Annotated in this window: 20 protein-coding genes and 1 pseudogene; 10 read left to right on the top strand and 11 right to left on the bottom strand. The window is 40.8% G+C overall.

Annotated elements, in window-relative coordinates; translation table 11 throughout:
- Positions 1 to 9: 9 nt before the first annotated feature.
- From glgC to DRF63_RS01880, 4 genes are all read left to right on the top strand, one after another.
- A complete protein-coding gene (glgC, locus tag DRF63_RS01865) occupies positions 10 to 1,326 on the top strand; it encodes a glucose-1-phosphate adenylyltransferase (RefSeq protein WP_005596318.1) in 1,317 nt (438 codons plus the stop codon).
- Positions 1,327 to 1,428: 102 nt separating this feature from the next.
- Positions 1,429 to 2,865: a glycogen synthase GlgA gene (gene glgA / locus DRF63_RS01870; protein WP_005596321.1), complete on the top strand. Its 1,437-nt coding sequence runs from the start codon at positions 1,429 to 1,431 to the stop codon at positions 2,863 to 2,865.
- 29 nt (positions 2,866 to 2,894) lie between these two features.
- The gene (locus DRF63_RS01875) at positions 2,895 to 5,399 is read left to right on the top strand and encodes a glycogen/starch/alpha-glucan phosphorylase (RefSeq protein ID WP_005596322.1); all 2,505 of its coding nucleotides are present in this window, start codon (positions 2,895 to 2,897) and stop codon (positions 5,397 to 5,399) included.
- 128 nt (positions 5,400 to 5,527) lie between these two features.
- The gene (locus tag DRF63_RS01880; protein WP_418910099.1) at positions 5,528 to 6,421 is read left to right on the top strand and encodes an IS256 family transposase, variant Zn-binding type; all 894 of its coding nucleotides are present in this window, start codon (positions 5,528 to 5,530) and stop codon (positions 6,419 to 6,421) included.
- Between the two features lie 161 nt (positions 6,422 to 6,582).
- Here DRF63_RS01880 and ndk read toward each other — a convergent pair whose 3' ends face one another.
- Together ndk and metG are read right to left on the bottom strand one after the other, a co-directional pair.
- On the bottom strand, positions 6,583 to 6,999 hold the full coding sequence (gene ndk, locus DRF63_RS01885) for a nucleoside-diphosphate kinase (protein WP_005596335.1): 417 nt from the start codon (positions 6,997 to 6,999) through the stop codon (positions 6,583 to 6,585).
- 58 nt (positions 7,000 to 7,057) lie between these two features.
- Positions 7,058 to 9,097: a methionine--tRNA ligase gene (metG, locus tag DRF63_RS01890; protein ID WP_043991748.1), complete on the bottom strand. Its 2,040-nt coding sequence runs from the start codon at positions 9,095 to 9,097 to the stop codon at positions 7,058 to 7,060.
- A gap of 118 nt (positions 9,098 to 9,215) precedes the next feature.
- Here metG and menC point away from each other — a divergent pair, with 118 nt between their 5' ends.
- Positions 9,216 to 10,226 carry an o-succinylbenzoate synthase gene (gene menC, locus DRF63_RS01895; RefSeq protein WP_005596339.1) on the top strand — a complete coding sequence of 337 codons (1,011 nt, stop codon included), beginning with the start codon at positions 9,216 to 9,218 and terminating at the stop codon, positions 10,224 to 10,226.
- A gap of 35 nt (positions 10,227 to 10,261) precedes the next feature.
- Here the strand turns inward: menC and DRF63_RS01900 are convergent, their stop codons facing one another.
- Entirely contained in the window at positions 10,262 to 10,423 is a 162-nt protein-coding gene (locus DRF63_RS01900) for a DUF1232 domain-containing protein (protein ID WP_005596340.1), read from the bottom strand.
- A gap of 116 nt (positions 10,424 to 10,539) precedes the next feature.
- Between DRF63_RS01900 and rsuA the strand changes: the two genes are divergently transcribed.
- Both rsuA and DRF63_RS01910 read left to right on the top strand, forming a co-directional pair.
- Positions 10,540 to 11,232: a 16S rRNA pseudouridine(516) synthase RsuA gene (gene rsuA / locus DRF63_RS01905; protein ID WP_005596342.1), complete on the top strand. Its 693-nt coding sequence runs from the start codon at positions 10,540 to 10,542 to the stop codon at positions 11,230 to 11,232.
- Positions 11,232 to 12,428, top strand: coding sequence for a Bcr/CflA family multidrug efflux MFS transporter (locus DRF63_RS01910; RefSeq protein ID WP_005596344.1), 1,197 nt, complete (start codon positions 11,232 to 11,234; stop codon positions 12,426 to 12,428). Before rsuA ends, DRF63_RS01910 begins: the two co-directional genes overlap by 1 nt.
- A gap of 45 nt (positions 12,429 to 12,473) precedes the next feature.
- Here the strand turns inward: DRF63_RS01910 and DRF63_RS01915 are convergent, their stop codons facing one another.
- Entirely contained in the window at positions 12,474 to 12,860 is a 387-nt protein-coding gene (locus DRF63_RS01915; RefSeq protein WP_005596346.1) for a hypothetical protein, read from the bottom strand.
- Positions 12,861 to 12,930: 70 nt separating this feature from the next.
- Entirely contained in the window at positions 12,931 to 13,500 is a 570-nt protein-coding gene (locus DRF63_RS01920) for a TorD/DmsD family molecular chaperone (RefSeq protein WP_005596348.1), read from the bottom strand.
- Positions 13,501 to 13,557: 57 nt separating this feature from the next.
- Between DRF63_RS01920 and nfo the strand changes: the two genes are divergently transcribed.
- Both nfo and DRF63_RS01930 read left to right on the top strand, forming a co-directional pair.
- Positions 13,558 to 14,400, top strand: a complete 843-nt coding sequence (nfo, locus tag DRF63_RS01925; RefSeq protein ID WP_005596350.1) for a deoxyribonuclease IV — start codon at positions 13,558 to 13,560, stop codon at positions 14,398 to 14,400.
- Between the two features lie 120 nt (positions 14,401 to 14,520).
- Positions 14,521 to 15,117 carry an NlpC/P60 family protein gene (locus DRF63_RS01930; protein ID WP_005596351.1) on the top strand — a complete coding sequence of 199 codons (597 nt, stop codon included), beginning with the start codon at positions 14,521 to 14,523 and terminating at the stop codon, positions 15,115 to 15,117.
- A gap of 48 nt (positions 15,118 to 15,165) precedes the next feature.
- On the opposite strand, the gene DRF63_RS01935 is transcribed toward DRF63_RS01930, so the two are convergent.
- Together DRF63_RS01935 and grcA are read right to left on the bottom strand one after the other, a co-directional pair.
- On the bottom strand, positions 15,166 to 15,621 hold the full coding sequence (locus DRF63_RS01935) for a LexA family protein (protein WP_005596354.1): 456 nt from the start codon (positions 15,619 to 15,621) through the stop codon (positions 15,166 to 15,168).
- A gap of 225 nt (positions 15,622 to 15,846) precedes the next feature.
- A complete protein-coding gene (grcA, locus tag DRF63_RS01940; protein WP_005596358.1) occupies positions 15,847 to 16,233 on the bottom strand; it encodes an autonomous glycyl radical cofactor GrcA in 387 nt (128 codons plus the stop codon).
- 196 nt (positions 16,234 to 16,429) lie between these two features.
- On the opposite strand from grcA, the pseudogene ung reads away from it, so the two are divergent.
- Positions 16,430 to 17,116 (top strand): annotated as a pseudogene (gene ung / locus DRF63_RS01945) (uracil-DNA glycosylase); the annotation flags it as partial.
- 97 nt (positions 17,117 to 17,213) lie between these two features.
- Here ung and DRF63_RS01950 read toward each other — a convergent pair.
- The 4 genes from DRF63_RS01950 to DRF63_RS01965 form a co-directional block, all read right to left on the bottom strand.
- Positions 17,214 to 18,086: a VirK/YbjX family protein gene (locus DRF63_RS01950; RefSeq protein WP_005596360.1), complete on the bottom strand. Its 873-nt coding sequence runs from the start codon at positions 18,084 to 18,086 to the stop codon at positions 17,214 to 17,216.
- Between the two features lie 94 nt (positions 18,087 to 18,180).
- Positions 18,181 to 20,979, bottom strand: a complete 2,799-nt coding sequence (locus DRF63_RS01955; RefSeq protein ID WP_043991751.1) for a S8 family serine peptidase — start codon at positions 20,977 to 20,979, stop codon at positions 18,181 to 18,183.
- A 224-nt stretch (positions 20,980 to 21,203) separates the two neighbouring features.
- Positions 21,204 to 25,145 (bottom strand): ATP-dependent RNA helicase HrpA, encoded by a 3,942-nt coding sequence (gene hrpA, locus DRF63_RS01960; protein ID WP_005596362.1) that lies wholly within the window; start codon positions 25,143 to 25,145, stop codon positions 21,204 to 21,206.
- 170 nt (positions 25,146 to 25,315) lie between these two features.
- Positions 25,316 to 25,768 carry a DUF441 domain-containing protein gene (locus tag DRF63_RS01965; protein ID WP_005596363.1) on the bottom strand — a complete coding sequence of 151 codons (453 nt, stop codon included), beginning with the start codon at positions 25,766 to 25,768 and terminating at the stop codon, positions 25,316 to 25,318.
- Between the last annotated feature and the right edge of the window lie 85 nt (positions 25,769 to 25,853).

The following is a 25,853-nucleotide window of genomic DNA, read 5'->3' on the forward strand; positions in this document are numbered from 1 at the left end:
AGAAATCACATGCTTACACAAGAAAAAAACGACCTAAATAAATCTGGTCTCGATATTACTAACGATACGTTAGTACTTATTTTAGCGGGTGGTCGAGGTTCACGCCTTTATGAATTAACCGATAGACGTGCGAAACCGGCCGTATATTTCGGCGGATGTCGTCGTATTATTGACTTCGCACTTTCAAACTGTATTAACTCCAATTTATTAAAAATCGGCGTGATTACGCAATACGCCGCACACTCGTTACTTCGCCATTTACAACGCGGTTGGTCGTTCCTTCCTTATGAGCGCAATCAATATATCGATATGCTTCCGGCTCGTCAGCAATTGGATGAAAATACTTGGTATCGCGGTACGGCGGATGCGGTTTATCAAAATATGTCGATGATGAAATCGCATTATCGTCCTAAATACGTAGTGATTTTAGCCGGCGACCATATTTATAAAATGGACTATACCCAAATGTTACGTGACCACGTAGAAAGCGGAGCGAAATGTACGGTAGGTTGTATCGAGGTACCTCGTGAGCAAGCGGTCGAATTCGGCGTAATGGCGGTCAATGACAAATTAAAAGTAAAAGAGTTTGTGGAAAAACCCGCTGATCCGCCTGCAATGCCGGGACGTCCTGATTCCTCATTAGCTTCAATGGGAATTTACGTATTTGATGCGGATTATCTCTACAAAATGTTAGAGCAAGAAGCAGCGGTTCCCGGAACTTCACATGACTTCGGTAAAGATATTATTCCGAAAGCGGTGGAAGAAGGCGTGTTATATGCTCATCCGTTTGAACGTTCATGTAAAGGTCGAAACGCAACAGGCGCAATCTACTGGCGTGATGTCGGTACGATTGACAGCTATTGGGCGGCGCATATGGATTTGGTTTCGGAAGAACCGCAATTGGATTTATATGACGAATCTTGGCCTATCCACGGACGTCCGCAACAAACTGCACCGGCTCGATTCTATTACAATAAACAAAGACAACGTACCTTAGATAACTCGCTTATCGCCGGCGGTTGTGTAATTACCGATGCGGAAATCAGTAATTCGGTCTTATTTAACCGTGTACATGTGGCGGAAGAAACCATCATCGAACATACCGTGATTTTACCTCAGGTAAGTATCGGTAAAAATTGTGTGATTAAACGAGCGGTAATCGATCGTCATTGTGTGATTCCGGACGGCTTACAAATCGGTGTAAATCCGGAAGAAGATGCGAAACATTTCCGAGTGAGTAAAGGCGGAATCGTACTTGTTACGCAAGGTATGTTGGATAAATTACAAGGTATTACCTCCAATATTAAATTACACCATACCATTTAATTAATCTGTTTAGCCGAGGACGCACATTGTGCGTCCTTTAGGCGTTTTTATAAGCGGTCATATTTCTCTATTTTTTTACAAATTAACAAAACGGGCGATTATATGAAAATTTTACATATCTGTTCGGAAATGTATCCTTTGATCAAAACAGGCGGCTTGGCTGATGTGATGGGAGCACTTCCTTACGCGCAACAACAATCGGGCAATGACGTCAGAGTTCTGATTCCGTTATATCCTCAAGTGGCGGAAAAAATTGGCGAAACCAATGAAGTGGCGACCATCGGTACTTTTGCCGGTTTAGTGACCATTCGTTTTACTTATTTTAACGGACTCGGCGTTTATGTGATTGATGCGCCGCATTTATTCCAGCGTTCGGGTAATCCTTATCATGATTCGGGTTATGCGGATTATCCGGATAATTATAAACGTTTTGCACTTTTAGGTTATTTAGGTGCGCAGCTTTCGGAAGGATTGGATCAATGGTGGGGTAAGGCGGATATCTTGCATGCGCATGATTGGCAGGGCGGTTTAGCTTGTGCTTACCTTAAAAGTTGGAATAGTCCGGTAAAAAGCGTATTTACTATTCATAATATCGCTTATCCGGGACGTTTCCATTCTTACCACTTACATGAGCTCGGTTTACCTTGGCATTTCTTCCAAGCGGAAGGTTTAGAGTTTTACGGTGAAATTTCTTATCTTAAAGCCGGTTTATATTTTGCGGATAAAATTACAACGGTAAGTCCGACTTACGCATTGGAAATTACCGAAGAAATTGCCGGTGGCGGTATGCACGGTTTATTACAAACTCGCAAAGCGCAAGGTCGATTACACGGGGTGTTAAACGGCGTGGACGATACGGTGTGGAATCCGGAAACCGACACGAATATCGTTGCAACCTATAAGCCGAGTTATATGCAAGGTAAATCGAAGAATAAAGCGGAATTACAACAAATGTTCCACTTACCGGAAGATAAAGATGCGATGCTTATGGTGATGGTTACCCGTTTAACCGAGCAAAAAGGTGCGGATTTTATTCTGGATCGTATCGATGAATTAATGGAAGAACGTGTTCAATTAGTCGTTTTAGGAAGCGGCTCGCCTCATTTGGAATATTTATTGAATGAAGCGCGTAGTCGTCATCCGGAACAAATCGGTATTTACATCGGCTATAATGAAGCGCTTTCTCATCAAATTATTGCCGGCGGGGACGTTATTTTAGTGCCGAGCCGTTTTGAACCTTGCGGATTAACCCAGTTATACGGTTTAAAATACGGTACGCTTCCTTTAGTGCGTCGTACCGGCGGATTGGCCGATACGGTGGTGGATAGTAATAAAGAAAGTATTGAACAACGTACTGCAACGGGGTTTGTGTTTAATTATCCGAGCAGTGACGATTTCCTTGAGGCTTTCCGACGAGCGGTCAATTTATGGAAGAAAAATAAATTATGGTCAAGCGTTCGTCAAAATGCATTGGCTCAAGATTTCGGCTGGGCGAGAGCGGCGGCTTCATATCAGGCGATTTATCAAGAAATCGTATAACGGATTTTATTTATATTTAGGAGTGACAAATGGGCAATAAGGCTTTAAGTCCGGAGAATATTCAACAAGTTAAAGACGCTATTTTATATAAAATGGTGTTTGCGTTAGGGGTCGAGCCGCGTGAAGCGAGTAAACGTAACTGGCTGAATGCAGCATTACGTGTCGTACGTGATCTCTCGACCGAATCATGGTTACAAACTCGCCGCAGTCAAGTGGCGAACGGTAGTCGTCGCGTATATTATCTTTCAATGGAATTCTTAATGGGACGTACTTTCTCCAATGCGATGATTGCGGAAGGCGTATATGAGTTGATTGACGCGGCGTTAAAAGAACTCGGTCAAAATTTGGAAGATATTATTAACGAAGAGGGTGATCCGGGTTTAGGTAACGGCGGTTTAGGTCGTTTAGCGGCTTGTTATATGGACAGCCTTGCTGCAATGAAAATTCCGGCGATCGGTTACGGTATTCGTTACGAATACGGTATGTTCCGCCAAGAAATTCGTAACGGCGAGCAGGTAGAACAGCCGGATCAATGGTTGGAAAACGAATTTGCGTGGCCGTATTTACGTTCCAGTAAACGTTTCCCGATTCGTTTCGGCGGACGAGTATGGAATGAAGGTTCAAAAGTCGTATGGCAACCGGACGAAGAAATTGTTGCCCAAGCACACGATCAATTGATTCCGGGTTTCGAAACTACCGCAACCAATAGTTTACGTTTATGGTCTGCGCATGCTTCAGGTAAGGGGTTCGGTTTAGCGGACTTTAACCGCGGTGATTATTTCTCTGCAATGAGCCACCAGAATCTTTCAGAGAATGTCTCTCGCGTACTTTATCCGGACGATTCAACTTATAACGGACGTGAATTACGTTTACGCCAAGAGTATTTCCTCTGTTCCGCTTCCGTGCAGGATATTATCCGTCGCCATGAAACGGAATGCGGTTCTTGTGTTAATTTAGTCGATAAAGTGGCGATTCATTTAAACGATACTCACCCGACCCTTGCCGTGCCGGAACTCATGCGTATTCTGATTGATGAAAAAGGTTATAGCTGGGAGCAAGCGTGGAGTATGACGCGCAAAATTTTCTACTATACCAATCATACGCTAATGAGCGAAGCATTAGAAACATGGCCGGTAGAAATGTTAGGGCGTATTTTACCTCGTCATTTAGGCATTATTTTTGAGATCAACGAATGGTTCTTAAACGAAGTACGTGAAAAATTCCCGGGCGATGAAGATTTGGTGCAACGTGTATCATTAATTGATGAACACGGTGATCGCAGAGTACGTATGGCCTGGGTGGCGGTAGTCGCTTCAACCAAAGTAAACGGTGTAGCGAAAATTCACTCGGATTTAATGGTCGAATCCATTTTTGCCGACTTCGCGCGTATTTATCCGGATCGTTTTACTAACGTAACAAACGGGGTAACGCCTCGCCGTTGGTTAAGAATTGCCAACCCAGGCTTAGCGAATATCTTGGATAAACGTATCGGTACGAATTGGCTGACAAACCTGAGCGAATTAGAAAAATTCAACGTATTTATCGATGATGCGGACGTCCAAGCCGAAGTTGCGGCGGTAAAATATGAGAACAAACGTAAATTAGCGGAGTATGTTGAGAAAAACTTAGGGATTACGCTTAACCCTGAAGCGATTTTTGACGTACAAGTAAAACGTATTCATAAATATAAACGCCAACAGCTAAACGTATTACACATTATTACGTTATATAACCGTATCTTAAAAAATCCGAATGCGGATTGGACGCCTCGTGTGTTTATCTTTGCCGGTAAAGCGGCAAGTGCTTATTATGCGGCGAAGAAAGTGATTCGTTTAATTAATGATGTCGCAAATGTCATCAATAATGATGAACGTATTCGCGATTTAATTAAGGTAGTATTTATTCCGAACTACGGCGTATCACTGGCGCAAATGATTATTCCGGCGGCGGACGTTTCAGAGCAAATTTCATTGGCAGGTACCGAGGCATCAGGTACTTCGAATATGAAATTCGCACTTAACGGCGCTTTAACTATCGGCACGTTAGACGGTGCGAACGTAGAAATTCTTGATTGTGTCGGTAAAGATAATATCTTTATTTTCGGTAATACGGTTGAGCAAGTGGAAGAATTGCGTCGTAACGGCTACTCGCCGTATCATTATTATGAAACGGACGGGGAGTTAAACGAAGCGGTTTCACAAATCTTAAACGGTAAATTCTCGCCGGATGATCCGTATCGTTATCAAGATCTGATTCTCAATTCGGGCGACTATTACCAAGCTTGTGCGGATTTCCGCAGCTATGTGGAAGCGCAGGAAAAAGTCGCGGCGGCTTATCGTAATAAGAAAGCTTGGACGCGTTCGGCAATTATCAATATTGCGAATATGGGTTATTTCTCATCGGATCGTTCGGTGCTGGATTACGCTCGTGATATTTGGCATATTGAACCGATGGACGAATTACAGCTTAAAGATAATGCCGATCTCAAAAGCATTCTTGAAAGTTCGAATAAACTGTTAGGTTCTCGTAAATAGCAGATATTTAAGCAGTCTGTTTTTGTAAGATTTTGGGGATAGTGGACAAAATTGAGTCTACAAAATGGGTTAAAACCTTGTACTATAAGGCTTTAACCCACTTTTTATAAAAATGACTAAAAAATTGTATTTTCTGCTCATCTTTTAACCTCAAAAAATATGGCAAAATTAATGGTGTTCAACGCTATAAATGTCTCGATTGCCATCGTAATTTTGTTGCATCCAAACGACTTAATTCACAAGAAATTTGGTTTAAGTATACCTCGCTAAAACAAACCATTCGGCAGCTTACTATTGAATATCAATGTTCTGAAAGAACCATCAGAAGGCATCTTCAAAAATCCATAAAAGCTGAGCAACAACCTTTATCCGAAACCATTAACATCGTGATGGATACCACACATTTTAAACAGCGTTTTGCCGTATTGGTTTTAGTGGATTCACTCTCTTCCAAACCGGTCTACTTTCGTTTTATTCCCGCTGAGAAAAATCAGTATTATTTCGAAGCTATATCAGAATTAATGGAAAAAGGCATTAAGATTCAATCGATTACCTGCGATGGTAGGAGAGGATTACTCAATGCATATCCTGATATTCCAACTCAGATGTGTCATTTTCATCAAGTTGGGAGAGGGATATTTTATTTAACGAAATCCCCCAAATCTCCGGCTGGGAAAGCGTTATTGGAGCTATACTATTCACTTAAATCTTATACAAAAGAGACGCTTAATCAAGCATTACTGCAATGGCGGAATGAGTATAAAACTTACTTTAACGAACGCTCGGAGCATAATGCAAAACGGTTTAAACACAAACGATTAAGAAGTGCCTATTGGAGTCTAAAACGTAGCATAAATTATTTATTTACCTATCAAGATTATCCTGAACTGCATATTGCACATACGACGAATTTAGTCGAGTCATTTTTTAAGCTGATGAAAGCAAAATTAGCCCCTCACCAAGGATTGACTGATGAACATAAGATGGTGTTTATAAAGGATTTTATTTGCCAGCGAAGTTAAAAATAAAGCCATAACAGACTCAAAAATGTCCATTATGGCTATATCATGGGGAAATTAGACTCAATTTTGTCCACTATCCCAGATTGCAAGAAACGGACCGCTTGTATAAGTGATAAAAAAGCCGTTTGTGTAAGGCAAACGGCTTTCTTTTTAGCTATCGTTTAGAGAATTTCATTCGGCGTGAAGAAATAAGCGATTTCACGTTTTGCCGATTGCTCGGAGTCCGAACCGTGTACCGAATTTTCACGTCCGCTGATAGCGTAAAGGGCGCGAATCGTACCGGCTTTACGTTGTTCCGGATTGGTTGCGCCCATTAATTCACGGTAGTGAGAGATTGCATTTTCGCCTTCAAGCACGACCGCGACAATCGGTGCGGAAATCATAAATTCCACGAGCGGAGCAAAAAATTCCTTACCTTGATGCTCGGCGTAAAAACCTTCCGCTTGTTCTTGATTAAGCTGTACTTTTTTAAGTGCTTTAATAGTTAAACCGGCTTCTTCCAGATGGCTAAGAATTTTACCGATAAGATTGCGTTGTGTCGCATCGGGTTTAATTAAACAGAGTGTTTGTTGAATCATTTTTTCTCCTTGTTCGCAAAAAAAGCGGTAATTTTTACCGCCTTTTTTACTATAGCTATTATTTTACTTGCATACCCGGGCGGATACCTTCATCCGCTGAAAGTAGGAATAAATCCGCACCGCCTGTGCCTGCGGATAAAATCATCCCTTCCGATACGCCGAATTTCATTTTACGTGGTGCAAGGTTTGCTACCATAATCACAAAACGACCGACTAATTCTTCCGGATTATTGTAAGCCGCTTTAATACCGGATAATACTTGGCGTTGGTGATCGCCTAAATCCAATTGGAATTTCAATAATTTGTTTGATTCCGGTACGGCTTCACAGCTAATTACTTTTGCCACACGTAAATCTAATTTTGCGAAATCATCAATCGTAATTTCCGCTGCGATAGGCTCCACAGCCGTATTTTCAGTATTTTCCACTTTTTGTTTTCCTTTTTCTTTATTTTGTGCTGCAAACAGTGCTTTGGTTTCTTCAATCACCGCATCAATTTGTTTTTTCTCAAGACGAGAGAACAATGATTTAAACGGCGCAACATTTTGACCTAATAACGGTTGCTGAATGTTATCCCAGGTTAATTCCGTTTTTAAGAAGGCTTCGGCACGTTCCGCTAACTGTGGCAACACCGGTTTTAAGTAACTCATTAACACACGGAATAACTCGATACCCATTGAACATACCGCTTGTAATTCCGCCTCACGACCTTCTTGCTTTGCGATCACCCAAGGGGCTTTATCATCGACATATTTATTCGCTTTATCGCAAAGATCCATAATTAAACGAATCGCTTTGTTAAATTCACGATTTTCATAATGTGCGGCGATTTGCTCCGATTGTGCGATAAATTCTGCAAAAAGTGCTTCGTCTTCTAATTGATCAGCCAGTTTACCTTCAAAACGTTTGGCAATAAAACTCGCATTACGTGAAGCGAGGTTCACTAATTTATTGACGATATCGCTGTTTACACGTTGTACGAAATCTTCAAGGCTTAAATCCAAGTCTTCAATGCGCTCGTTCAGTTTTGCCGCATAGTAATAGCGTAAACATTCCGGATCGATATGTTTTAAATAGGTGCTTGCTTGAATAAAGGTACCGCGTGATTTGGACATTTTCACACCGTCCACCGTCACATAACCGTGTGCAAATACATTAGTCGGCTTACGTAATTCACAACCGTCCAGCATTGCCGGCCAGAAAAGACTGTGGAAGTAAACGATATCTTTACCGATAAAATGATAAAGCTCGGTTTCTGAATCTTTTTTCCAGAATTCGTCAAAGTTTAAACCGTTGCGATCACATAAATTTTTAAATGACGCCATATAGCCGATTGGCGCATCAAGCCATACGTAGAAGAATTTATTTTCCGCATCCGGAATCGGGAAACCGAAGTAAGGTGCGTCACGGCTGATATCCCATTGTTGTAAACCGCTTTCGAACCATTCTTGCATTTTGTTGGCAATTTCCGATTGTAATGAGCCGGAACGCGTCCATTCTTTCAACATACCTTCAAAACTCGGTAAATCGAAGAAAAAGTGTTCGGATTCTTTCACGATCGGTGTTGCACCGGAAACTGCAGAACGAGGGTTGATAAGATCCATCGGACTGTAGGTCGAAGCACAGACTTCACAGTTATCACCGTATTGATCTTCCGCTTTACATTTCGGGCAAGTGCCTTTGACAAAACGATCCGGAAGGAACATTTGTTTTTCAGGATCGAATAATTGAGAAATCACACGACTTTTGATAAAACCGTTAGCACGTAATTTTTTATACATTTCGGTAGTAATTTCACGGTTTTCTTCACTGTGTGTCGAATGATAGTTATCGAAGCTGATATTAAAGCCTTTGAAATCCGCAATGTGATCGGTTTTTGCTTTTTCAATCAATTGTTCAGGGGTAATGCCTTGTTTTGCCGCATTAAGCATAATCGGCGTGCCGTGTGCATCGTCCGCACAGACAAAGTAAATTTCGTTACCGCGCATACGTTGGAAGCGAACCCAAATATCCGCTTGGATATGTTCGAGCATATGACCTAAATGAATTGCGCCGTTAGCGTAAGGCAAGGCACAAGTAACCAGCATTTTTCTAGACATTATTTGTTTCTCTGCAATCGGAAAAAATCCCCCTTTTGTGTAAAGAGGGGGAATAGGAAATTTAAAAATATTCTTTTAATTTTAGCTCAAACGGGCTTTTTTTTCCAGTTTCAATTATATGCGGCAAGCGGTAGAATTTAGGCAAAATTTTACAAACGGACAGAAAATGAGAAAAGCCGAACTTTACCGCTATGCGATTCCTTGTCAAACCGGCGTGGTATTACGCAAGCAACCGCTCATTCAACGAGAAGGGCTGATTCTTAAACTGGAAGAAAACGGCAAAATCGGCTTAGGCGAAATTGCTCCCTTGCCCGGTTTTAGTCAAGAAACATTAACCGATGCGGAAATGCAAGCGAAGATGTGGTTAGCGAATCAAACCGATGATTTGGAAGGATTATTTCCTTCGGTTGCGTTTGGTATTAGTTGTGCATTGGCTGAATTGCGTAATGAATTGATTACTCAGGGAAAGTTTGCTTCGGCAATTTTATGCGACGGTAATTTTACGCAGTTTGCGCAAAAAATCGCACGAATTCCGCAGCCGCTCGGCAAAATCAAAATCGGTTTCGAGCCGGAAAAGGAAGGCGAGTTGGCAAATAGGTTGTTGGAACAATTCCCACATCTTACCTTGCGTTTGGATGCCAATCGCAGTTTTTCGTTGGCGCAAGCGATCGAATTCGGTAAAAAAATTGCAAAATCGAACCGCTTGCGTATCCAATTTATTGAAGAACCCTGTTTTACCCCCTCGTTCTCTCGTCAATTCGCACAAGCAACCGGTATTGCGATAGCGTGGGATGAAAGCGTACGTGAAGCGGGATTTAACGTAAAAGCGGAAGATTATTTGAAAGCGATAGTGATTAAACCGACCCTTACCGGCTCGCTTGCCAAATGTGTGAATTTAATCAAGCAGGCACATACGCAAGGATTGAAAGCGGTTATCAGTTCCAGCCTTGAAAGCAGTTTGGGATTATCGCAGTTGGCAAGAATTGCCGCACAATACACACCGGAAACGGTAGCGGGGCTAGACACGCTCGGCTTAATGCAAGTGCAGCTGGTTCGAGCGTGGCAGGGGTCGGATTTACCTTTAACGGGATTACAAAGTCGGTTTTTGCAAAAAATTGCTGAAATTTGACCGCTTGTTTTATATAAGTTAAGACCGGCCTAGTGTTATTTTTTCAACACGGTTTGAATTAACAGCAAAATTGCCGCCGCATCATCAACCAAACCGAGCGGACCTAATACCGCCTCGGGCAGAATATCAATCGGGCTGAACAAATAAATTAAGATGATTATAATTTTAATCCATTTTTGTTTCGGCATATTCAACATTGCGAATCCTTTTACTTATAAGAAATCAAGTGCCAATTAGGTTATTTTCTGCGGAAAAAGTTCACGCTTCACCACGCTAAAGCGTATAATAAAACAGTATAACAAAAGAGGAAAATATGCGTTTAGATAAATTTATTGCCGAAAATACGGGATTAACTCGTTCTCAAGCGGCAAGAGCCTTAAAAAGCGGTTTAGTTACCGTAAACGGAAAGTTAGAAAAAAGCGGTTCGGTCAAAATTGGTGATACGGATGAAATTTGTTACGAAGGCGAACGTTTGGAATGGGTCGATGAAGGTCAATACTTTATGCTATATAAGCCGCAAGGCTATGTGTGTTCGCATGATGACGGCGAATATCCGACCGTATTCCAATTTTTTGACTATCCGCTGATGACCAAACTGCATACCGCAGGGCGTTTGGATGTGGATACGACCGGTTTGGTGTTATTAACCGATGACGGTAAATGGTCGCATCGCATCACCTCGCCGAAACATCATTGTGAAAAGACCTATTTGGTGACGCTTGCCGATCCGGTGGAAGATTTTTATGCGAAAAAATTAGCGGAAGGCATTTTATTACGTGGTGAACGCGAGCCTTGTTTACCGGCACAAATGGAAATTATTGACGATTACAATGTGAATTTAACTATCAGCGAAGGGCGTTATCATCAAGTAAAACGTATGTTTGCCGCTTTAGGCAATAAAGTAGAGGCGTTACATCGCTGGCGTATCGGTGATGTGGTGTTAGATGAGAGCCTCGAAGAAGGGGAATATCGTCCGCTTACCGAGCAAGAAATAGGGAGCTTTTAATGGTAACAGCAAGACCGCATCCGTGCTTTTTTATCATCTTAGGAATGATGGCAATGCTGCCGCCTTTGGCGATTGATATGTATTTGCCTTCATTCCTTGATATTGCACGAGATTTACAAGTATCCCAAGAAAAAGTGCAAACCACATTAGCGGTTTTCACCTTCGGCTTTGCCGTAGGGCAACTTTTTTGGGGGCCGATGGCGGATAGTTTCGGACGTAAGCCGATTATTTTGTTCGGTTTAGCGTGTTCCGCATTAGCAGCATATTTCTTGACGCAAGTCATGACCATTGAAAACTTTTACTTACTTAGGCTGATTCAAGGGCTTTGCGCGGCGGCACCGGCGGTAGTATTAGGGGCTTTAGTACGAGATCTGTTTGATCGTAATATGTTTGCGCAAATGATGTCGGTCATTATGATTATTTCAATGCTTGCGCCGTTGTTAGCTCCGATTTTAGGCGGCTATATTGCCAAATATTTTCACTGGCATTCGATTTTTTATACCTTAGTTTTTATGGGCATCAGTTGTGTGTTGCTCATTAGTTGGAAGATCCCGGAAACACTTGCTAGCGAAAAACGCCAACCGCTTAGATTCGGTATTGTCTTTAAAAATTTTTGGACGCTTTTATCGGATAAAGCAACCTTAGGTTATGTTTTAGTCGGCGGCTTGACCTTTGCCGGGATGTTTTGTTTCTTAACTTCCGGTTCATTAGTGTATATTGGCATTTATGGGGTTTCCCAAGAGTATTTCGGCTATTTCTTCGGCTTAAATATGATTGTAATGGTGTCTATGACGGCATTAAACGGAAAAATCGTAGTCAAAGTCGGCTCGGAAAAAATGTTGAAAATCGGATTACTTGTTCAACTGTTAGCCGGTATTTGGTTGGCGTGTGTTGCTATCTTTAAATTAGGTTTTTGGGCGATGGCGATTGGGATTCCGTTTTATGTCGGTATGCTTTCAACTATCGGTAGCAATGCGACTGCGGCTATTTTGGATCGTTATCCACAGATGGCTGGGACGGCAAACGGCGTTGCCGGTACCGCCCGTTTCGGTATCGCCTCTTTAGTCGGCGCGACGCTTTCTCATATTGCCGTCACAAGCGAACGACCAATGTTATATGCAATGGCGATTTGTACGATAGCCGCTTCGACAATTTATTACGTATTATGTAGAAATAGTACGAAGCAAGTGGTTTGATTTTATATGAAAATAGAAAAGTGGACACCTAAGTGTCCAGTTTTTTTACCAACAGGCATAACAATAATGCCAAGGGTGGAAGCGAGGGCGTTCTAGATCGTAGTAACGTTGTATTTGTTCCAGTTCTTCTTGGTGTTTATAGTTTTCCCAAGCAAGTTTATGGCACGCCTGAAAAAGCGGGTCATTAACTTTTTTCTGATAACGCTGAGTAAATTCGGCTTTTTCTTTTTCGGTTTGAGATATTGGCGGATTATACAATTGCGCCATCATCTCAGCCGTTTCTACGTCACATTGTTTAGCAAGTGCTACCGATAAATCCTGCTGCGCTTTGATTTGCCTAGCCTGCCGTTCAGCCTGTTGTTGTGGCGTGACGGCACAAGCGGAAAGTAGTAATGAAATCGTAATTGCGATCGTCCATGCTGCTTTTTTCATTTAAGCCTCCTGTTATGCTCAAAAATTAAGCTCTCTGAGTTTATCATTCAAAGAGTTTAGATCAATAGCATTATTCAATTTCCGTTTCAAATACTTCTTCTAACTCATCCGCCATGGCACTAAGCGCATCACGACAAAGTTGTGCTAATGCTTTATAGAACCCGTTATCATACGCTTCGATTTGCCCTAAGAATTTCGCTGCACAAGGCAGTAAAAACTGCTCAAAAAAGGCTTGTTGTGCGATACTTGAATCTAAATTATCTTCAATCCAAGAGGCGGTAAGAAGTAAAAGTGCAACATGATCAGGTTGTTCTAACACAGGCATTGCGCGTGTTTGACGGAAGTTGATGAAGTCCTCAACCGAAATTTTATAGGCGGAAATTGTTGTAGCAATAGATCCAGCCTCACCAAAAAGTGCTTGATAGCTTGCTTGTAATTGCGTAGGGTTAGCGTTTTTCTCTAACATAGTTAAGGCTAATTCACTTTGCGCATCGGTCGATAACGCCCATTGTCGGCGTAAGCCGCCTTGTGCGAGCCAAGTAAAAGTACCGGCAAGAATCGGATCAGTCGGAGAACGGTAGAATAAATTGCCGAATAAACGGCAGAGAAGTGAGAAATCGTTAATGGTTGTTTCGCTCATAAGTAATGATTTATAAAGGTTAAGAAGTTAGTCATTTTACACGAATAGGATAAGAAGATGAAATATATTGGTGCGCACGTGAGTGCTTCGGGCGGTGTGGAGAACGCCGTATTAAGAGCGGTTGAAATCGGCGCAAATGCTTTTGCATTATTTACTAAAAACCAACGTCAATGGAAAGCACCGGCATTAAAGGCGGATACGATTGAAAAATTTAAGCGTTTTTGTAAAGCGCATCAATTTTCGCCGGAGCATATTTTACCGCACGACAGTTACTTAATTAATTTAGGTAATCCTGAAGCGGAAAATTTGGCAAAATCACGCGAAGCCTTTATCGATGAAATGGAACGGGCAAATCAGTTAGGATTAAAATTACTGAATTTTCACCCCGGCGCACATTTAAATAAGATTTCGGAAAGTGAATGTTTAGCGCGTATAGCCGAGTCGATTAATATTGCGGTGGAAAAAGTACCGAATGTGGTTGCGGTAATTGAAAATACAGCCGGTCAGGGTTCTAATCTTGGCTATCGTTTTGAACATTTAGCCGAAATTATTGACCAAGTAGAGGATAAAAACCGAGTCGGTGTTTGTTTAGATACTTGTCATCTCTTTTCAGCAGGTTATGACATCAGTTCTTTAGAGTCTTGCGAACAAACATTTTCCGAATTTGAACGGACGGTCGGTTTTCAGTATTTACGAGGTATGCACTTAAACGGTTCAAAAACGCCGTTAGGTAGCCGAGTAGATCGACATCACAAATTAAGAGAAGGCACAATTGGAACGGATTTTTGCAAATTTATCATGCAAGACGACCGCTTTGACAATATTCCGCTTATTTTAGAAACAATTCAGCCTGAAATTTGGACAGAAGAAATAAAATTTTTGCGGACATTAGCAAAATAATCCGTTATACTGCCAAAGTTTGATTGTTGCGACCTAGGTAAAATAGGTCGCCAAATTTATTAACTTTAAGATTTTTAATAGGAATCAACCGCTGTAGTTGTTCTGGCGAGACAAATTATTATGAAAAAACACCCTGCTTTAACAAGGCTAAAGCCATTATTTATTACATCACTGTTTGCAATATTCGGTAGTTATTCTTCAATCGCTTCCGCTAGTTTAAGTAGTCATCCCGCCACGTCAAGCCAAATTAAAATCGTCGCTAAAGCAGCGAGCGCCGAGCAAATCGAAGCTCAAATTTCTTATAAACAGGGTATGAAAGCCCGTGTATCTCATCGTGAAGAACTTTCCACCGACGGCGGTAATGCCGCTAAAAAAGTCCACAGCATCTATCGTAAATGGGCGGGAACTCGCTATCGCTTAGGCGGTGAGGGTCGCGGCGGTATTGATTGTTCGGCTTTCGTACAGAAAACCATGAGCGGTGCTTTTAATCTTGATTTACCTCGCTCTACCGCAGAGCAACGCCATTTAGGTCGTTCTATTTCCAAATCGGATTTACGTCCCGGCGATTTAGTTTTTTTCCGCCGCAATAATCACGTCGGTGTTTATATCGGTGCAGGTAAATTTGTTCATGCCAGTACCAGCCAAGGAGTAACTACCAGTTCTCTTTCTGAACGTTATTGGGCGAGAAATTATACGCAATCTCGTCGCGTTCTCTAATTACGTTTATATGAAAAGTCGTCAAAGAGGTTATTTGACGACTTTTTTCTATGCCGCATATTTTCTTGCTGCCGTTTGTGCGGATTTATGGCGCATTTGGTGTACTACATTCGTGATCACGCCTGCAATCTCAATTTCCTGCCAGTCGGTAATGCGTAAATTAGGTTCTCTGACATCCAGTGAGAAAAGAATGATTTCTCGAGTTCCTACGCTATTCTCAATTTCGTTAAAAAATTGATAAAACTTATATTCTCCATTTTTCTCAATCACAATCAGATCATTAACTAAATATTGTTCGGATTGCTCAACGATAAGTAAATCGTCCAACTCGATTCCCCAAGCGATTAAATTCGGGTTTTTCACTTGAATGAAAAAAGTTTCGGTCGGACGTTTAATACAAAGTGAATTCAGATCTAATTTGATTGAACGTTCACTATTCATATCTCGGTACATCGGTAACGGTTGATATGGTAACTCACGGGTAAGCGGTCGAATTGAAGCCATTTTTTACATCCTCTAAAACTGTGTGTTTATACAGGTGATTTTACTGATTAAAAAAACAGTGTCAATCCTGTTTTTACTATTTTTTGTAAAAATATCCAGTATGTTAATTCCGTTTTGGGAGGCGTATTTAGCAAGCGGTGGAATTTGAGGGAAGATTTGTAAAACAGAAGCAATAAAAAAGCACCCGAAGGTGCTTTTTTAAGAAAATGAACAGTAAAGCTGTTATTATAAACTTTCTGTGAAAGTACGAGTGATTACGTCACGTTGTTGTTCCGGTGTTAATGAGTTGAAACGCACTGCATAACCTGAAACACGGATAGTTAATTGCGGATATTTTTCCGGGTTTTTAACCGCATCTTCTAATGTTTCACGACGTAAAACATTAACGTTTAAGTGCTGACCGCCTTCAACTTTGATTGTCGGAGCAACGTTTACCGGCACTTCGCGGTATGCGATTTGACCTAATTCGCTGATTGCGATAACTTGGTCTTCTTTATAAACGTCGCCTTTAGCCGCGATACAACGCGCTTCGTTTTTCTCTTCGTCTAATAACCAGAAAGAGTTTACTAAGTTGCTGTTTGAAGATTCTGTAATTTGTACGCCTTTGATCATTTTGATACTCCTGAGTATTGGCTGGATAATTATAAAAATTTTTGATAAATTCAAATTTTGTTGATGCGGTGGATTTTATCACTTTTTTTGAAGATTTCTACTAAAAGTTGAGTGAATATAGTTTAAATATTATTGATTGAATAAAAAATAAGCTAAAATGTGAAAAAAACTTAAAAATTTTTAACACGCTTTAACAGGAGAAGTAATGAATAACTGGACAGAAGCACTGGGCGAAGAAAAACAACAACCTTATTTTCAGCATATCTTACAACAAGTACATCAAGAAAGAATGAATGGTGTAACGGTTTTCCCACCGCAAAAAGAAGTATTTAGTGCCTTTGCTTTAACGGAGTTTAAAGATGTGAAAGTGGTGATCTTGGGGCAAGATCCTTACCATGGTCCAAACCAAGCGCACGGTTTAGCATTTTCGGTAAAACCACCGGTCGCGCCGCCACCTTCTTTAGTTAATATGTATAAAGAATTGGCGCAGGATGTTGAGGGCTTTCAAATTCCAAATCACGGATATTTGGTTGATTGGGCAAAGCAAGGCGTGTTGTTGCTGAATACTGTACTCACAGTGCGTCAAGGACAAGCACATTCACACGCCAATTTCGGTTGGGAAATTTTCACCGATAAAGTGATTGCTCAACTTAACCAACACCGTGAAAATTTAGTCTTTTTATTATGGGGGAGCCATGCGCAGAAAAAAGGGCAGTTTATTGACCGCTCTCGCCACTGCGTATTGACTGCACCGCATCCATCACCGCTTTCTGCTTATCGTGGATTTTTTGGATGTAAGCATTTTTCAAAAACCAATAGATATTTGCTTTCGAAAGGAATAGCTCCGATTAATTGGCAATTACGACTAGAAATAGATTATTAATAACAGTATTGCATAATATTTACGTAAAAGACCAATCTAATAAAAGATTGGTCTTTTACGTAAGAGAAATAAATTTGTCTAGATTATTATATGTATATTAATAAAACATTAAGTTTATTTTTTCTTTAATATCATCGAGCAATTGGTAACGTTTCTTATACATAGAACGTTTTTTGCTCGGTATGATATTTAATGGTTTTCTCTCAATGTTATTACTCAATGACCAATAATCATTTTTTGTAAGAATAGCATTATTGTCTTTCCAAAAAATATCGTAATTAAATAATAATCTGGAGTGATCATTCCAGCGATATTTTGCTTGTCTTTTATGAGGGATTCCGAGTAATTCTAAATTAAATTTCTCAGCAATTAGTTTAAATATATAAATCAGCATAAACATAGGGCGAATACCATATAATTGTTTAGTAGCTGATTTTATAAGATCCTGTGCAGATTTACTGTTAGGTCCTTGTATTGAGGAAATTAGAATTTTATTTTCCTCTAGTAAGGTAAAAGAAGCATCGTAGATATGTTCTTTTTGATTATTTTTAATATTTAATGAAAAGAAACCTTCTAGGGGATCGATTTGATTAATGCTAAGATATAAATTCAGTTCATCACTTAATTTGGCAATACAAACCTCTTGCTGTGTCACAAGTTGATTGCAAAAATGTATTCTGAATAAATTTTCAAAACGCGTAAAGTTTTCTTTGATAGCTTTTAATCTTTGTTTTTTATTAAAAGTTTTATCACAGTAAGTATCTAAAAGTGTATTAACCCGATATAAGTTTTGATTAAATAATTCTGCCCATAAAGGTGAATTGTTTAAGTAATTTGTCAATTGAATACATTGGGTTGAACACCATACCTTGCGGAAGCTATAACGAAAATATTCTCTTAGTAGCTTAGATGGTCTTTTTTCATTTGGAAATGCTTCACTAAATTTGGGGAAATGAAAGAACTTCTTCATAAGATTGTTTGAATGTAAATACTATAATTAGAGTTAAAAGGATATAGGCACAAGCAAAGCAAGCCTGTGCCACTTTTAGGTTTGGAATAATTAGTTAGAAAGTTAAGCCGATATTGGTTTTCCAACCAAAAGCATTCGTTGATTTTATGCGATCATAATCAACATTCGCAGAAACGAACCAATTTTTATATTGGAACTGCATGCCGGCTTCAAGATTTAAAGCATGGTTACGTTTTTGTGTCGCATAGCTTTGTAATGGGTAGCCATTGAGTTGGCTGGTAATTTTACTTTCTTTTCCTTTTACTCGATGTAAGTAGTTCAAACCAACATAAGGTGAAATGCTGCCTTGCTCAAATTTAACGGTGTATTTTAATTTCACACTCGGTGTGAGATTAATATCGTTATAGTGAAGAGCCGTGGTATTTGTTGCAAGTTCACCTTTTTCATTGAGAGCTTTCATTCTCGTTTGAATGAACTGAACCCCTAGGCTTGGTTCAATTATCCAAGTTTGTGGCATAAATTGATAACCGACACGAATTTCTCCCCCCATATGATGCCCTTTGTTTTGAGCCTGGCCGAGCTGAGATTTTTTGTACCAACGGCGTTGGTTGTATTTCTGCTGCCCAAATTGTAGTGCTAACTCACTAAACCAATGATCGGCTAAAGGATAACGTAATCCAATATTTAAGCTTGTCTGTTTTAGGTCTGCATGAGCAAAATCTTTGTCCATATGATGATTTTTTCGCATTAATGTTGCACTCAATAATGCGTTATCATTGAACTTATGGCTCAAACCGAGAGTAGATGAGTTCTGTTTAATTGCCACTTTAGAATGTTTTTGGCCACTATGCTCAAGCCAAACTGACGTTTTTTGTGGTGAATAGGCTGCAGTAAATAAATTATGCTGAACATGGCTAAGTTGTTTTGCATTTTGATGACGCAATAATGCTAAAGCATCAGCATAAATATGATTAGAAACCGCATAATGTAGCTGACCTAATTTCTTTTGCTCTAATGCAGATTGTAGCCAGTCATTATATACCCCCTGACGATATGCAAATGAGCTGGTTCTAAGTTGATTTAATAGGCTCAGTCCAGACTTGGCATTATCACTGGCATTAGGATCAGTAAAGGCTTTATTTGAATTGACTTTCGCAATAATTTCAGACTGTTTAAAATAGAGATCTTGCATTAAGCCTTTATTGGCTAAATTTTTATTATCAATTAGTTTTGTGAACCCACCTTGATAGCTCGCCCTATCATGAAGTTTTACAACAGTAGCTGAAATACTACCTTGTTTACTATTTTCCGTTAATTTATCAGCAATTTTTAACGAACCATTTAGCTGAATAATTGCTTTATCTTTACCAATTAAACCATTACTATCCAATAAGGTTAATTGGCTATTTTCAGTAGCCATATAACCTTGCCTAATTTCAGTTTGATTTACACCTAAATGGGCATTATTTTTCACTTGTTTGGATTGAGTCATTCCGCTTAAGTTGAGTCTACCTTGTTCAACATCAATTCGGGCAATATTATTTTTTCCGGCTAAATCTAATGATTTTTCACCTTGCTTAGTAAACTTAAATTTACTGGAGAAATCGTTTTTCCAGTGATCATCTCGTGTCACATTAACCGTTTCATCATTTAAAAATTGACTCGGGCCATTAATCGCCTTGGCTATATTAATCACTCCCCAGCCATATTTATCATCTACCCCTTTTTCACCAAGATCGGTTGCAGTGGTTAATAAAGTATCACGAATTTGCGTTGGGGCTAGATAGTTAAAACGTTCTTTTAAGATAGCTAAAGCTCCCGTGACTACAGGTGCAGCAAGGGACGTTCCTTCTTCTTTATCAAGACTATATTGCGGTTTAAGTTTATTATCTGGAATTGCATTGAGGATCGCAAGATTTCCGGGAGCGGCAACGCACCAATTTTTACTCACACCACAATGGTTAGAGTATTTCGTGAGATTATTTTTATTATCTACAGCCACAACTGATAGGTAGTGTTTTTCCAGTTCGGGTAGGTAACGAGGTAACATTGCCATCACACCAACTTGCTTTTTACTCTCATTTCCTGCCGCAAAGACTAATAACGTATTTTTCCTTTTGGCATTTAAGACTGCTTGAAGCAGTGAATTTTGTTTATCTGTTGATAGAGAATGATAAAGTTTATCGAAATCGGCAATATTATCGCTGATAGGATCAAGATTCCAACTATTATTAATGGCGAATAGATTTCGTTCGACAAGCTTATTTAAAGCGGTTGCCCACTCTAAGCGTTCAAATGAGAGCCTTTTTTCTTTAGTGAGTAATAAATCATCTTTGGCAAGCTCATCAAAATTAGGTTTTTGGTTTTTTGAATCCCCCTGACCTTCGTCCTCACTTTCTGATTGCTGTGCTTCAGCAATTAATTCAGCTAAGCTTCGGTTTGGAGTATTTGTTGCAATGTGAATCTCAGCATCTTTAGCTACACCACCTTTAAAGCCATTTTTTTTGGAAGCTTTCGCTGAAATAACGCCGGATACCCCTAAGCCATGAGTTTCAAATAGAGCTGTTAGATCTTTTTTTCCATTCTGTTCGACGGGTTTTACTTCAAATTGCAAGTAACTCGGATCATAGGTTAGCACTTTTCCATCTGGTGAAGTTAGTTTAAAACTAGATGGGTGAAGTTTTGATGAATTCAGTGGATGTTGAACAACAAACCCACCATCGAGTACACCTAATTTCACTCCCTTACCACTATATTTAGAACTGATCTCATCCGAAAGCTTAATGCCTGAATGAGGCGATTCCAAAGAGTCTGCGTAGGCTACGCTAGTAGATAAGAAAGTGGAAATGGCGATTGCAATACAGCTTTTATTAAAATAATATTTTTCAAGCATTTATTTATAGTCTCCTTATAAAAAAATGGGATTATACTTATGATGTCTATTATTGCAAATAGTTCTCATCTTTTTTGATTTACCTCAAGTTTTTTATGGATAATTAAACTTATATTTTGAGAGTGAAAGAATTTATGTGGGATGCTTGATATAAGGTAAGAGATCCAAGCGGTCAGATTTGCAATATTTTTTGCAAATCTGGCCGCTTGGATGCTATAGGAATGTTAATTTATTGCAGAAATGACATTCAAAATCCGCTTATCGGAAATAGGATATTTGGTGCCGAGTTGTTGGGCGAACAGACTGACACGTAACTCTTCAATCATATAACGAATTTCTAACACTTCATCTGGAATTGCTTTAGATTTCGGCAGTTTGGTGAGTAATTGCTTATAAGCGTTTTCCGCCTGTTCCACCCGTAACATCTTCGCTCGGTCGGTGTTGGTATCCGTGCCGAGTTTATCCAATCGCTTGTCGATAGCGGTTAAATAACGGTGTAAATCGGCAAGGCGTTGGTAGCCGGTTTTGGTTACAAAATCCGGATAAACCAAACCGCTTAATTGTGCTTTAATATCCGACAGGGCAAACGCCATAGTGAAGTCCATTTTGCCTTTCATTCGTTTGTTGAGTTCAAAGGCAAGTGTGAGGATTTTCTCCACTTGTAGCGCAATTTCTGCGGTGGTGTCGTTTAAGTTGCCTCGTACAAATTCATGCAATTCATTGAATTTTTCTTCGGTCCAAACAAAGCCGCCGAATTCATCCACTAATTTGTCTACCGCACAAGCGATACAGTCATCGATCAATTCCAACACTTTACCGAATGGGGCAAAGTAAAGTCCAAGTTTTGCTTTGTTCGGCAATTTTTCGTGTAAGTATTTGATTGGCGAAGGCACGTTGAGCAATAGCAAACGGCGTAAACCAGCTTGCATTGCACGAGTTTGCTCAAATTCGGTTTCAAATAATTTTACGCCCACTGCGGTTTGCTCATCGACAATTGCCGGGTAGGCTTTTACGCTGAAATTGGCTTTTTTCTGCTCGTAGAATTGCGGTAAGTTAGCGAAATTCCACAAATGTACACCGCTTTGTTCAATACCGTCATCGGCAATCGTCGAAAGGCTTTCTTGCACCTGATCTTTCAGTGCAAACTTCAGTTCGTCCAAGTTTTCGCTTTCTTGTAGTTTTTTGCCTTTTTCATCCACCACACGGAATGTCATACGCAAATGCGGCGCAAGTTGCGACAGATCCCACAATGCCGGATCAATCGTTACACCGGTCATACGGCGAAGCTCGTAAGCCAGACTTTCGATCAATGGTTTTTGATATGGCTCGGCTCTGGCTAAGAACGCATCCGCATAGTTCGGTGCCGGTACAAAATTACGGCGAGCAGCTTTCGGTAATGATTTAATTAACGCTACCACTAGCTCGTGGCGAAGCCCCGGAATTTGCCAATCAAAGCCTTCCGGTTCCACTTGGTTGAGCAACGGCAACGGAATATGCACGGTTACGCCGTCGTGATCTTTACCGATTTCAAATTGGTAACTCAATTTTAGTTTAAGCTGACCTTGATACCAGAAATTCGGGAAATCCAAATCGCTGACCGTATTGGCGTTTTCATTCATTAAGAATGATTTTTCAAAGTTGAGCAATTCAGGATCTTTTTGACTCGCTTTTTTCCACCATGTATCAAAATGGCGACTGGATACCACTTCCGTTCCGATACGTTGATCGTAGAAGTCGAATAGAGTTTGTTCGTCCACTAAAATATCTCGGCGGCGAGATTTGTGTTCGAGGTCTTCCACTTCTTTGATCAAGCGGTTATTTTCTTTGAAAAATTTGTAATTATTGTGCCAATCACCCTCAACCATTGCCGAGCGAATAAAGATTTCACGGCTGACAGTCGGATCAATTGAACCGTAATTGACAAGACGATTCGCTACCACCGGAATACCGTAGAGCGAGACTTTTTCATACGCCATTACCGCCCCTTTGGATTTCGACCAATGCGGTTCGCTGTAACTGCGTTTTATTAAATGTCCGGCGAGTGGCTCAATCCATTCCGGTTCGATTTTTGCCACAGTTCTTGCCCATAACTTGGTGGTTTCTACCAGTTCGGACGCAGTAAGCCACTTCGGCTGCTTTTTGAAAAGCGCCGAGGTCGGGAACACATAAAAATGCGCATTTCTCGCCCCGAGGTAGTGCATTTTTTCGCTGTCTTTCATCCCGATATGTGACAGCAAACCGGTTAGTAAGGCAGTGTGAATTTGCTGATAGTTTGCTTCTTCACTATTAATCGGCAAGCCCATTTCACGCACGGCAAGCCGCAATTGATGATAAATATCCTGCCATTCACGCACACGTAAATAGTTGAGAAAATCTTTCTGACATTGCTTGCGGAACTGGTTTTTGGTCAGTTCTTTTTGTTGGGTTTGAATGTAATGCCACAAATTCACAAACGCCAAGAAATCGGAATCTTTATCGGCAAAACGGCGATGTTTTTCATCCGCAGCCTGTTGGCGTTCTTGCGGGCGCTCACGCGGATCTTGAATCGAAAGTGCGGAGACAATCATCATCACTTCGTGTAACGAACCGTTTTGTGCCGCGGCAATGACCATACGGCCTAAGCGAGGATCGATGGGGAGTTGAGCAAGTTGGCGACCGATTGGTGTTAATTTATGTAGGGACGCACTGTGTACGTCCGAGGACACACGCAGTGTGCCCCTACCAATCGCCCCGAGTTCTTCCAACAATCGCATACCGTCCTGCACCTGTCTGGTATCCGGACGATCAACAAATGGAAACGCCTCAATATCCGACAGCCCAAGCGAGGTCATTTGTAAAATCACCGAAGCGAGATTCGTACGCAGAATTTCTGGATCGGTAAATGCCGGACGTGCGTTAAAATCTTCCTCTGAATAGAGGCGGATACAAATCCCTTCGCTGGTTCGTCCGCAACGACCTTTCCGCTGGTTGGCAGAGGCTTGAGAAATCGGCTCAATCGGCAAACGTTGCACTTTAGTGCGGTAACTATAGCGAGAAATACGTGCCGTACCGGTATCAATCACATATTTGATATTCGGAATGGTGAGTGATGTTTCCGCCACGTTGGTGGCTAAAATTACTCGATTTAGACCGCTTGGCTGGAAAATACGTTGCTGTTCGGCAGTCGAAAGGCGAGCGTAAAGCGGTAGAATTTCAGTAAATCTTAGCTCTTGTTTTTGTAACGCTTCGGCAGTATCACGAATTTCACGCTCACCGCTCATAAAAATTAAAATATCGCCACGACCTTCGGCTTGAAGTTCATCAACAGCGTTGAGAATCCCCTGTAATTGGTCTTGATCATCTTCTTCCACAATTGGGCGATAACGTACTTCCACCGGAAAGGTGCGTCCGGAAACCTCAATAATCGGTGCATTGTTAAAGTGGCGAGAAAAACGTTCGACATCAATGGTTGCCGAGGTAATGATCACTTTTAGATCCGGGCGTTTATGCAGAATTTGTTTCAGATAACCCAAAATAAAATCGTTGTTGAGCGAGCGTTCGTGCGCTTCGTCAATAATTAACGTATCGTATTGATTGAGATAGCGGTCGTTTTGGATTTCGGCAAGCAAAATACCGTCCGTCATCAATTTCACAAGCGTGTTTTCACCCACCTGATCGTTAAAACGCACTTTATAACCGACAGTTTCCCCCATTTGGCTTTTTAATTCTTCGGCAATACGGTTCGCCACCGAACGAGCTGCCAAACGGCGAGGCTGAGTATGTCCAATCAAGCCTTTTACGCCACGCCCGAGTTCCAAGCACATTTTCGGGAGCTGAGTGGTTTTACCCGAACCGGTTTCACCGGCAATCACCACCACCTGATTTTCCGCAATCAGTTTTAAGATTTCTTCACGGCGAGCGGAAACCGGTAAATCGGGATAAGTGATTGCAAGGCTGGAATGTTGTGCTTTTCTAGCTTGAAAAGTCGTTTTACAAGCGGTTATTTCCGCCTCAATTTCTGCAATTACACGACTTTTAGCTTCTTCTTTTTTAATCGTGGAAATGCCGTGAATCCGAGAACGTAAACGGCGGTAATCGGTATTGGTGAGTTCTTTTAAATTTGCGATTAATGCTTTCTGACTCTCATCAAGCGGTCTATTTTTGAAATTTTTTTGCGAAGGTTTCATTGTCTTGTCTTAACTATGTATTGCCTTAACGATATTCGGCATTATGCGAGATATTTTGAGGAAAATTATAGCCTAAATTGAGGGGAAACAGTAGGTAGAAGAAACCGCTTGCAGTGCTCACTTAATAAGAGAGGGGAACAAGCGGTCTAATTTTGAATCAATTTTACCAGTTAGCCTTTGCCGATTAGCAACGAAAGGATACCTGCGGCGATTAACGGACCGACCGGTACGCCGCCAAGTAATGCCACGCCGATAATAGTGCCGACCAGTAATCCGGTGACGAGCAACGGCTGACCACCCATTAAACTTACCCCTCTGCCACCTAACCAAGCCACCGCAATTCCTGCAACCACGGCAAGCAACATTTTCCAATTTAAAAATTCAGAGAAGGAGGGGAGGGAAATTTTGCCGGAAACAATCGGGCTTAATACGCCGATAGTTAAAATGATAATCCCGATGCTTAAACCGTGCTTATCTAAAAAGGGCAGATATTTGTTGAGAAAAGTTTGTTGTACCAGTAACAGTACCGTCGCAGCAATAGTAATGGAATTGTTGTTTCCGACCACACCGAGAAAAATCAGTACGACAAGGAATAGTGAAATGGGGTTGAATTGTAGGGACATAGCTTGATATGAATGAGATTAAAATATTATCCTCGTTTCTCGCAAAAGTGAGTAAATGAGGGAGCCGAAAATCAGTGATTTTCAG

It is taken from the genome of Actinobacillus pleuropneumoniae (genome assembly GCF_003290385.1).
Lineage (GTDB): Bacteria > Pseudomonadota > Gammaproteobacteria > Enterobacterales > Pasteurellaceae > Actinobacillus > Actinobacillus lignieresii.

Excerpts from the sequence above, each read along its gene's own strand:
- DRF63_RS01955 (WP_043991751.1), bottom strand. The coding sequence starts at position 20,979 with ATGCTTGAAAAATATTATTTTAATAAAAGCTGTATTGCAATCGCCATT.
- DRF63_RS01900 (WP_005596340.1), bottom strand. The coding sequence starts at position 10,423 with ATGTTGAATATGCCGAAACAAAAATGGATTAAAATTATAATCATCTTA.
- ndk (WP_005596335.1), bottom strand. The coding sequence starts at position 6,999 with ATGATTCAACAAACACTCTGTTTAATTAAACCCGATGCGACACAACGC.
- hrpA (WP_005596362.1), bottom strand. The coding sequence starts at position 25,145 with ATGAAACCTTCGCAAAAAAATTTCAAAAATAGACCGCTTGATGAGAGT.
- metG (WP_043991748.1), bottom strand. The coding sequence starts at position 9,097 with ATGTCTAGAAAAATGCTGGTTACTTGTGCCTTGCCTTACGCTAACGGC.
- nfo (WP_005596350.1), top strand. The coding sequence starts at position 13,558 with ATGAAATATATTGGTGCGCACGTGAGTGCTTCGGGCGGTGTGGAGAAC.
- DRF63_RS01965 (WP_005596363.1), bottom strand. The coding sequence starts at position 25,768 with ATGTCCCTACAATTCAACCCCATTTCACTATTCCTTGTCGTACTGATT.
- DRF63_RS01920 (WP_005596348.1), bottom strand. The coding sequence starts at position 13,500 with ATGAGCGAAACAACCATTAACGATTTCTCACTTCTCTGCCGTTTATTC.
- rsuA (WP_005596342.1), top strand. The coding sequence starts at position 10,540 with ATGCGTTTAGATAAATTTATTGCCGAAAATACGGGATTAACTCGTTCT.
- glgA (WP_005596321.1), top strand. The coding sequence starts at position 1,429 with ATGAAAATTTTACATATCTGTTCGGAAATGTATCCTTTGATCAAAACA.
- DRF63_RS01875 (WP_005596322.1), top strand. The coding sequence starts at position 2,895 with ATGGGCAATAAGGCTTTAAGTCCGGAGAATATTCAACAAGTTAAAGAC.
- DRF63_RS01930 (WP_005596351.1), top strand. The coding sequence starts at position 14,521 with ATGAAAAAACACCCTGCTTTAACAAGGCTAAAGCCATTATTTATTACA.
- DRF63_RS01950 (WP_005596360.1), bottom strand. The coding sequence starts at position 18,086 with ATGAAGAAGTTCTTTCATTTCCCCAAATTTAGTGAAGCATTTCCAAAT.
- DRF63_RS01935 (WP_005596354.1), bottom strand. The coding sequence starts at position 15,621 with ATGGCTTCAATTCGACCGCTTACCCGTGAGTTACCATATCAACCGTTA.
- grcA (WP_005596358.1), bottom strand. The coding sequence starts at position 16,233 with ATGATCAAAGGCGTACAAATTACAGAATCTTCAAACAGCAACTTAGTA.
- menC (WP_005596339.1), top strand. The coding sequence starts at position 9,216 with ATGCGGCAAGCGGTAGAATTTAGGCAAAATTTTACAAACGGACAGAAA.
- DRF63_RS01915 (WP_005596346.1), bottom strand. The coding sequence starts at position 12,860 with ATGAAAAAAGCAGCATGGACGATCGCAATTACGATTTCATTACTACTT.
- glgC (WP_005596318.1), top strand. The coding sequence starts at position 10 with ATGCTTACACAAGAAAAAAACGACCTAAATAAATCTGGTCTCGATATT.
- DRF63_RS01910 (WP_005596344.1), top strand. The coding sequence starts at position 11,232 with ATGGTAACAGCAAGACCGCATCCGTGCTTTTTTATCATCTTAGGAATG.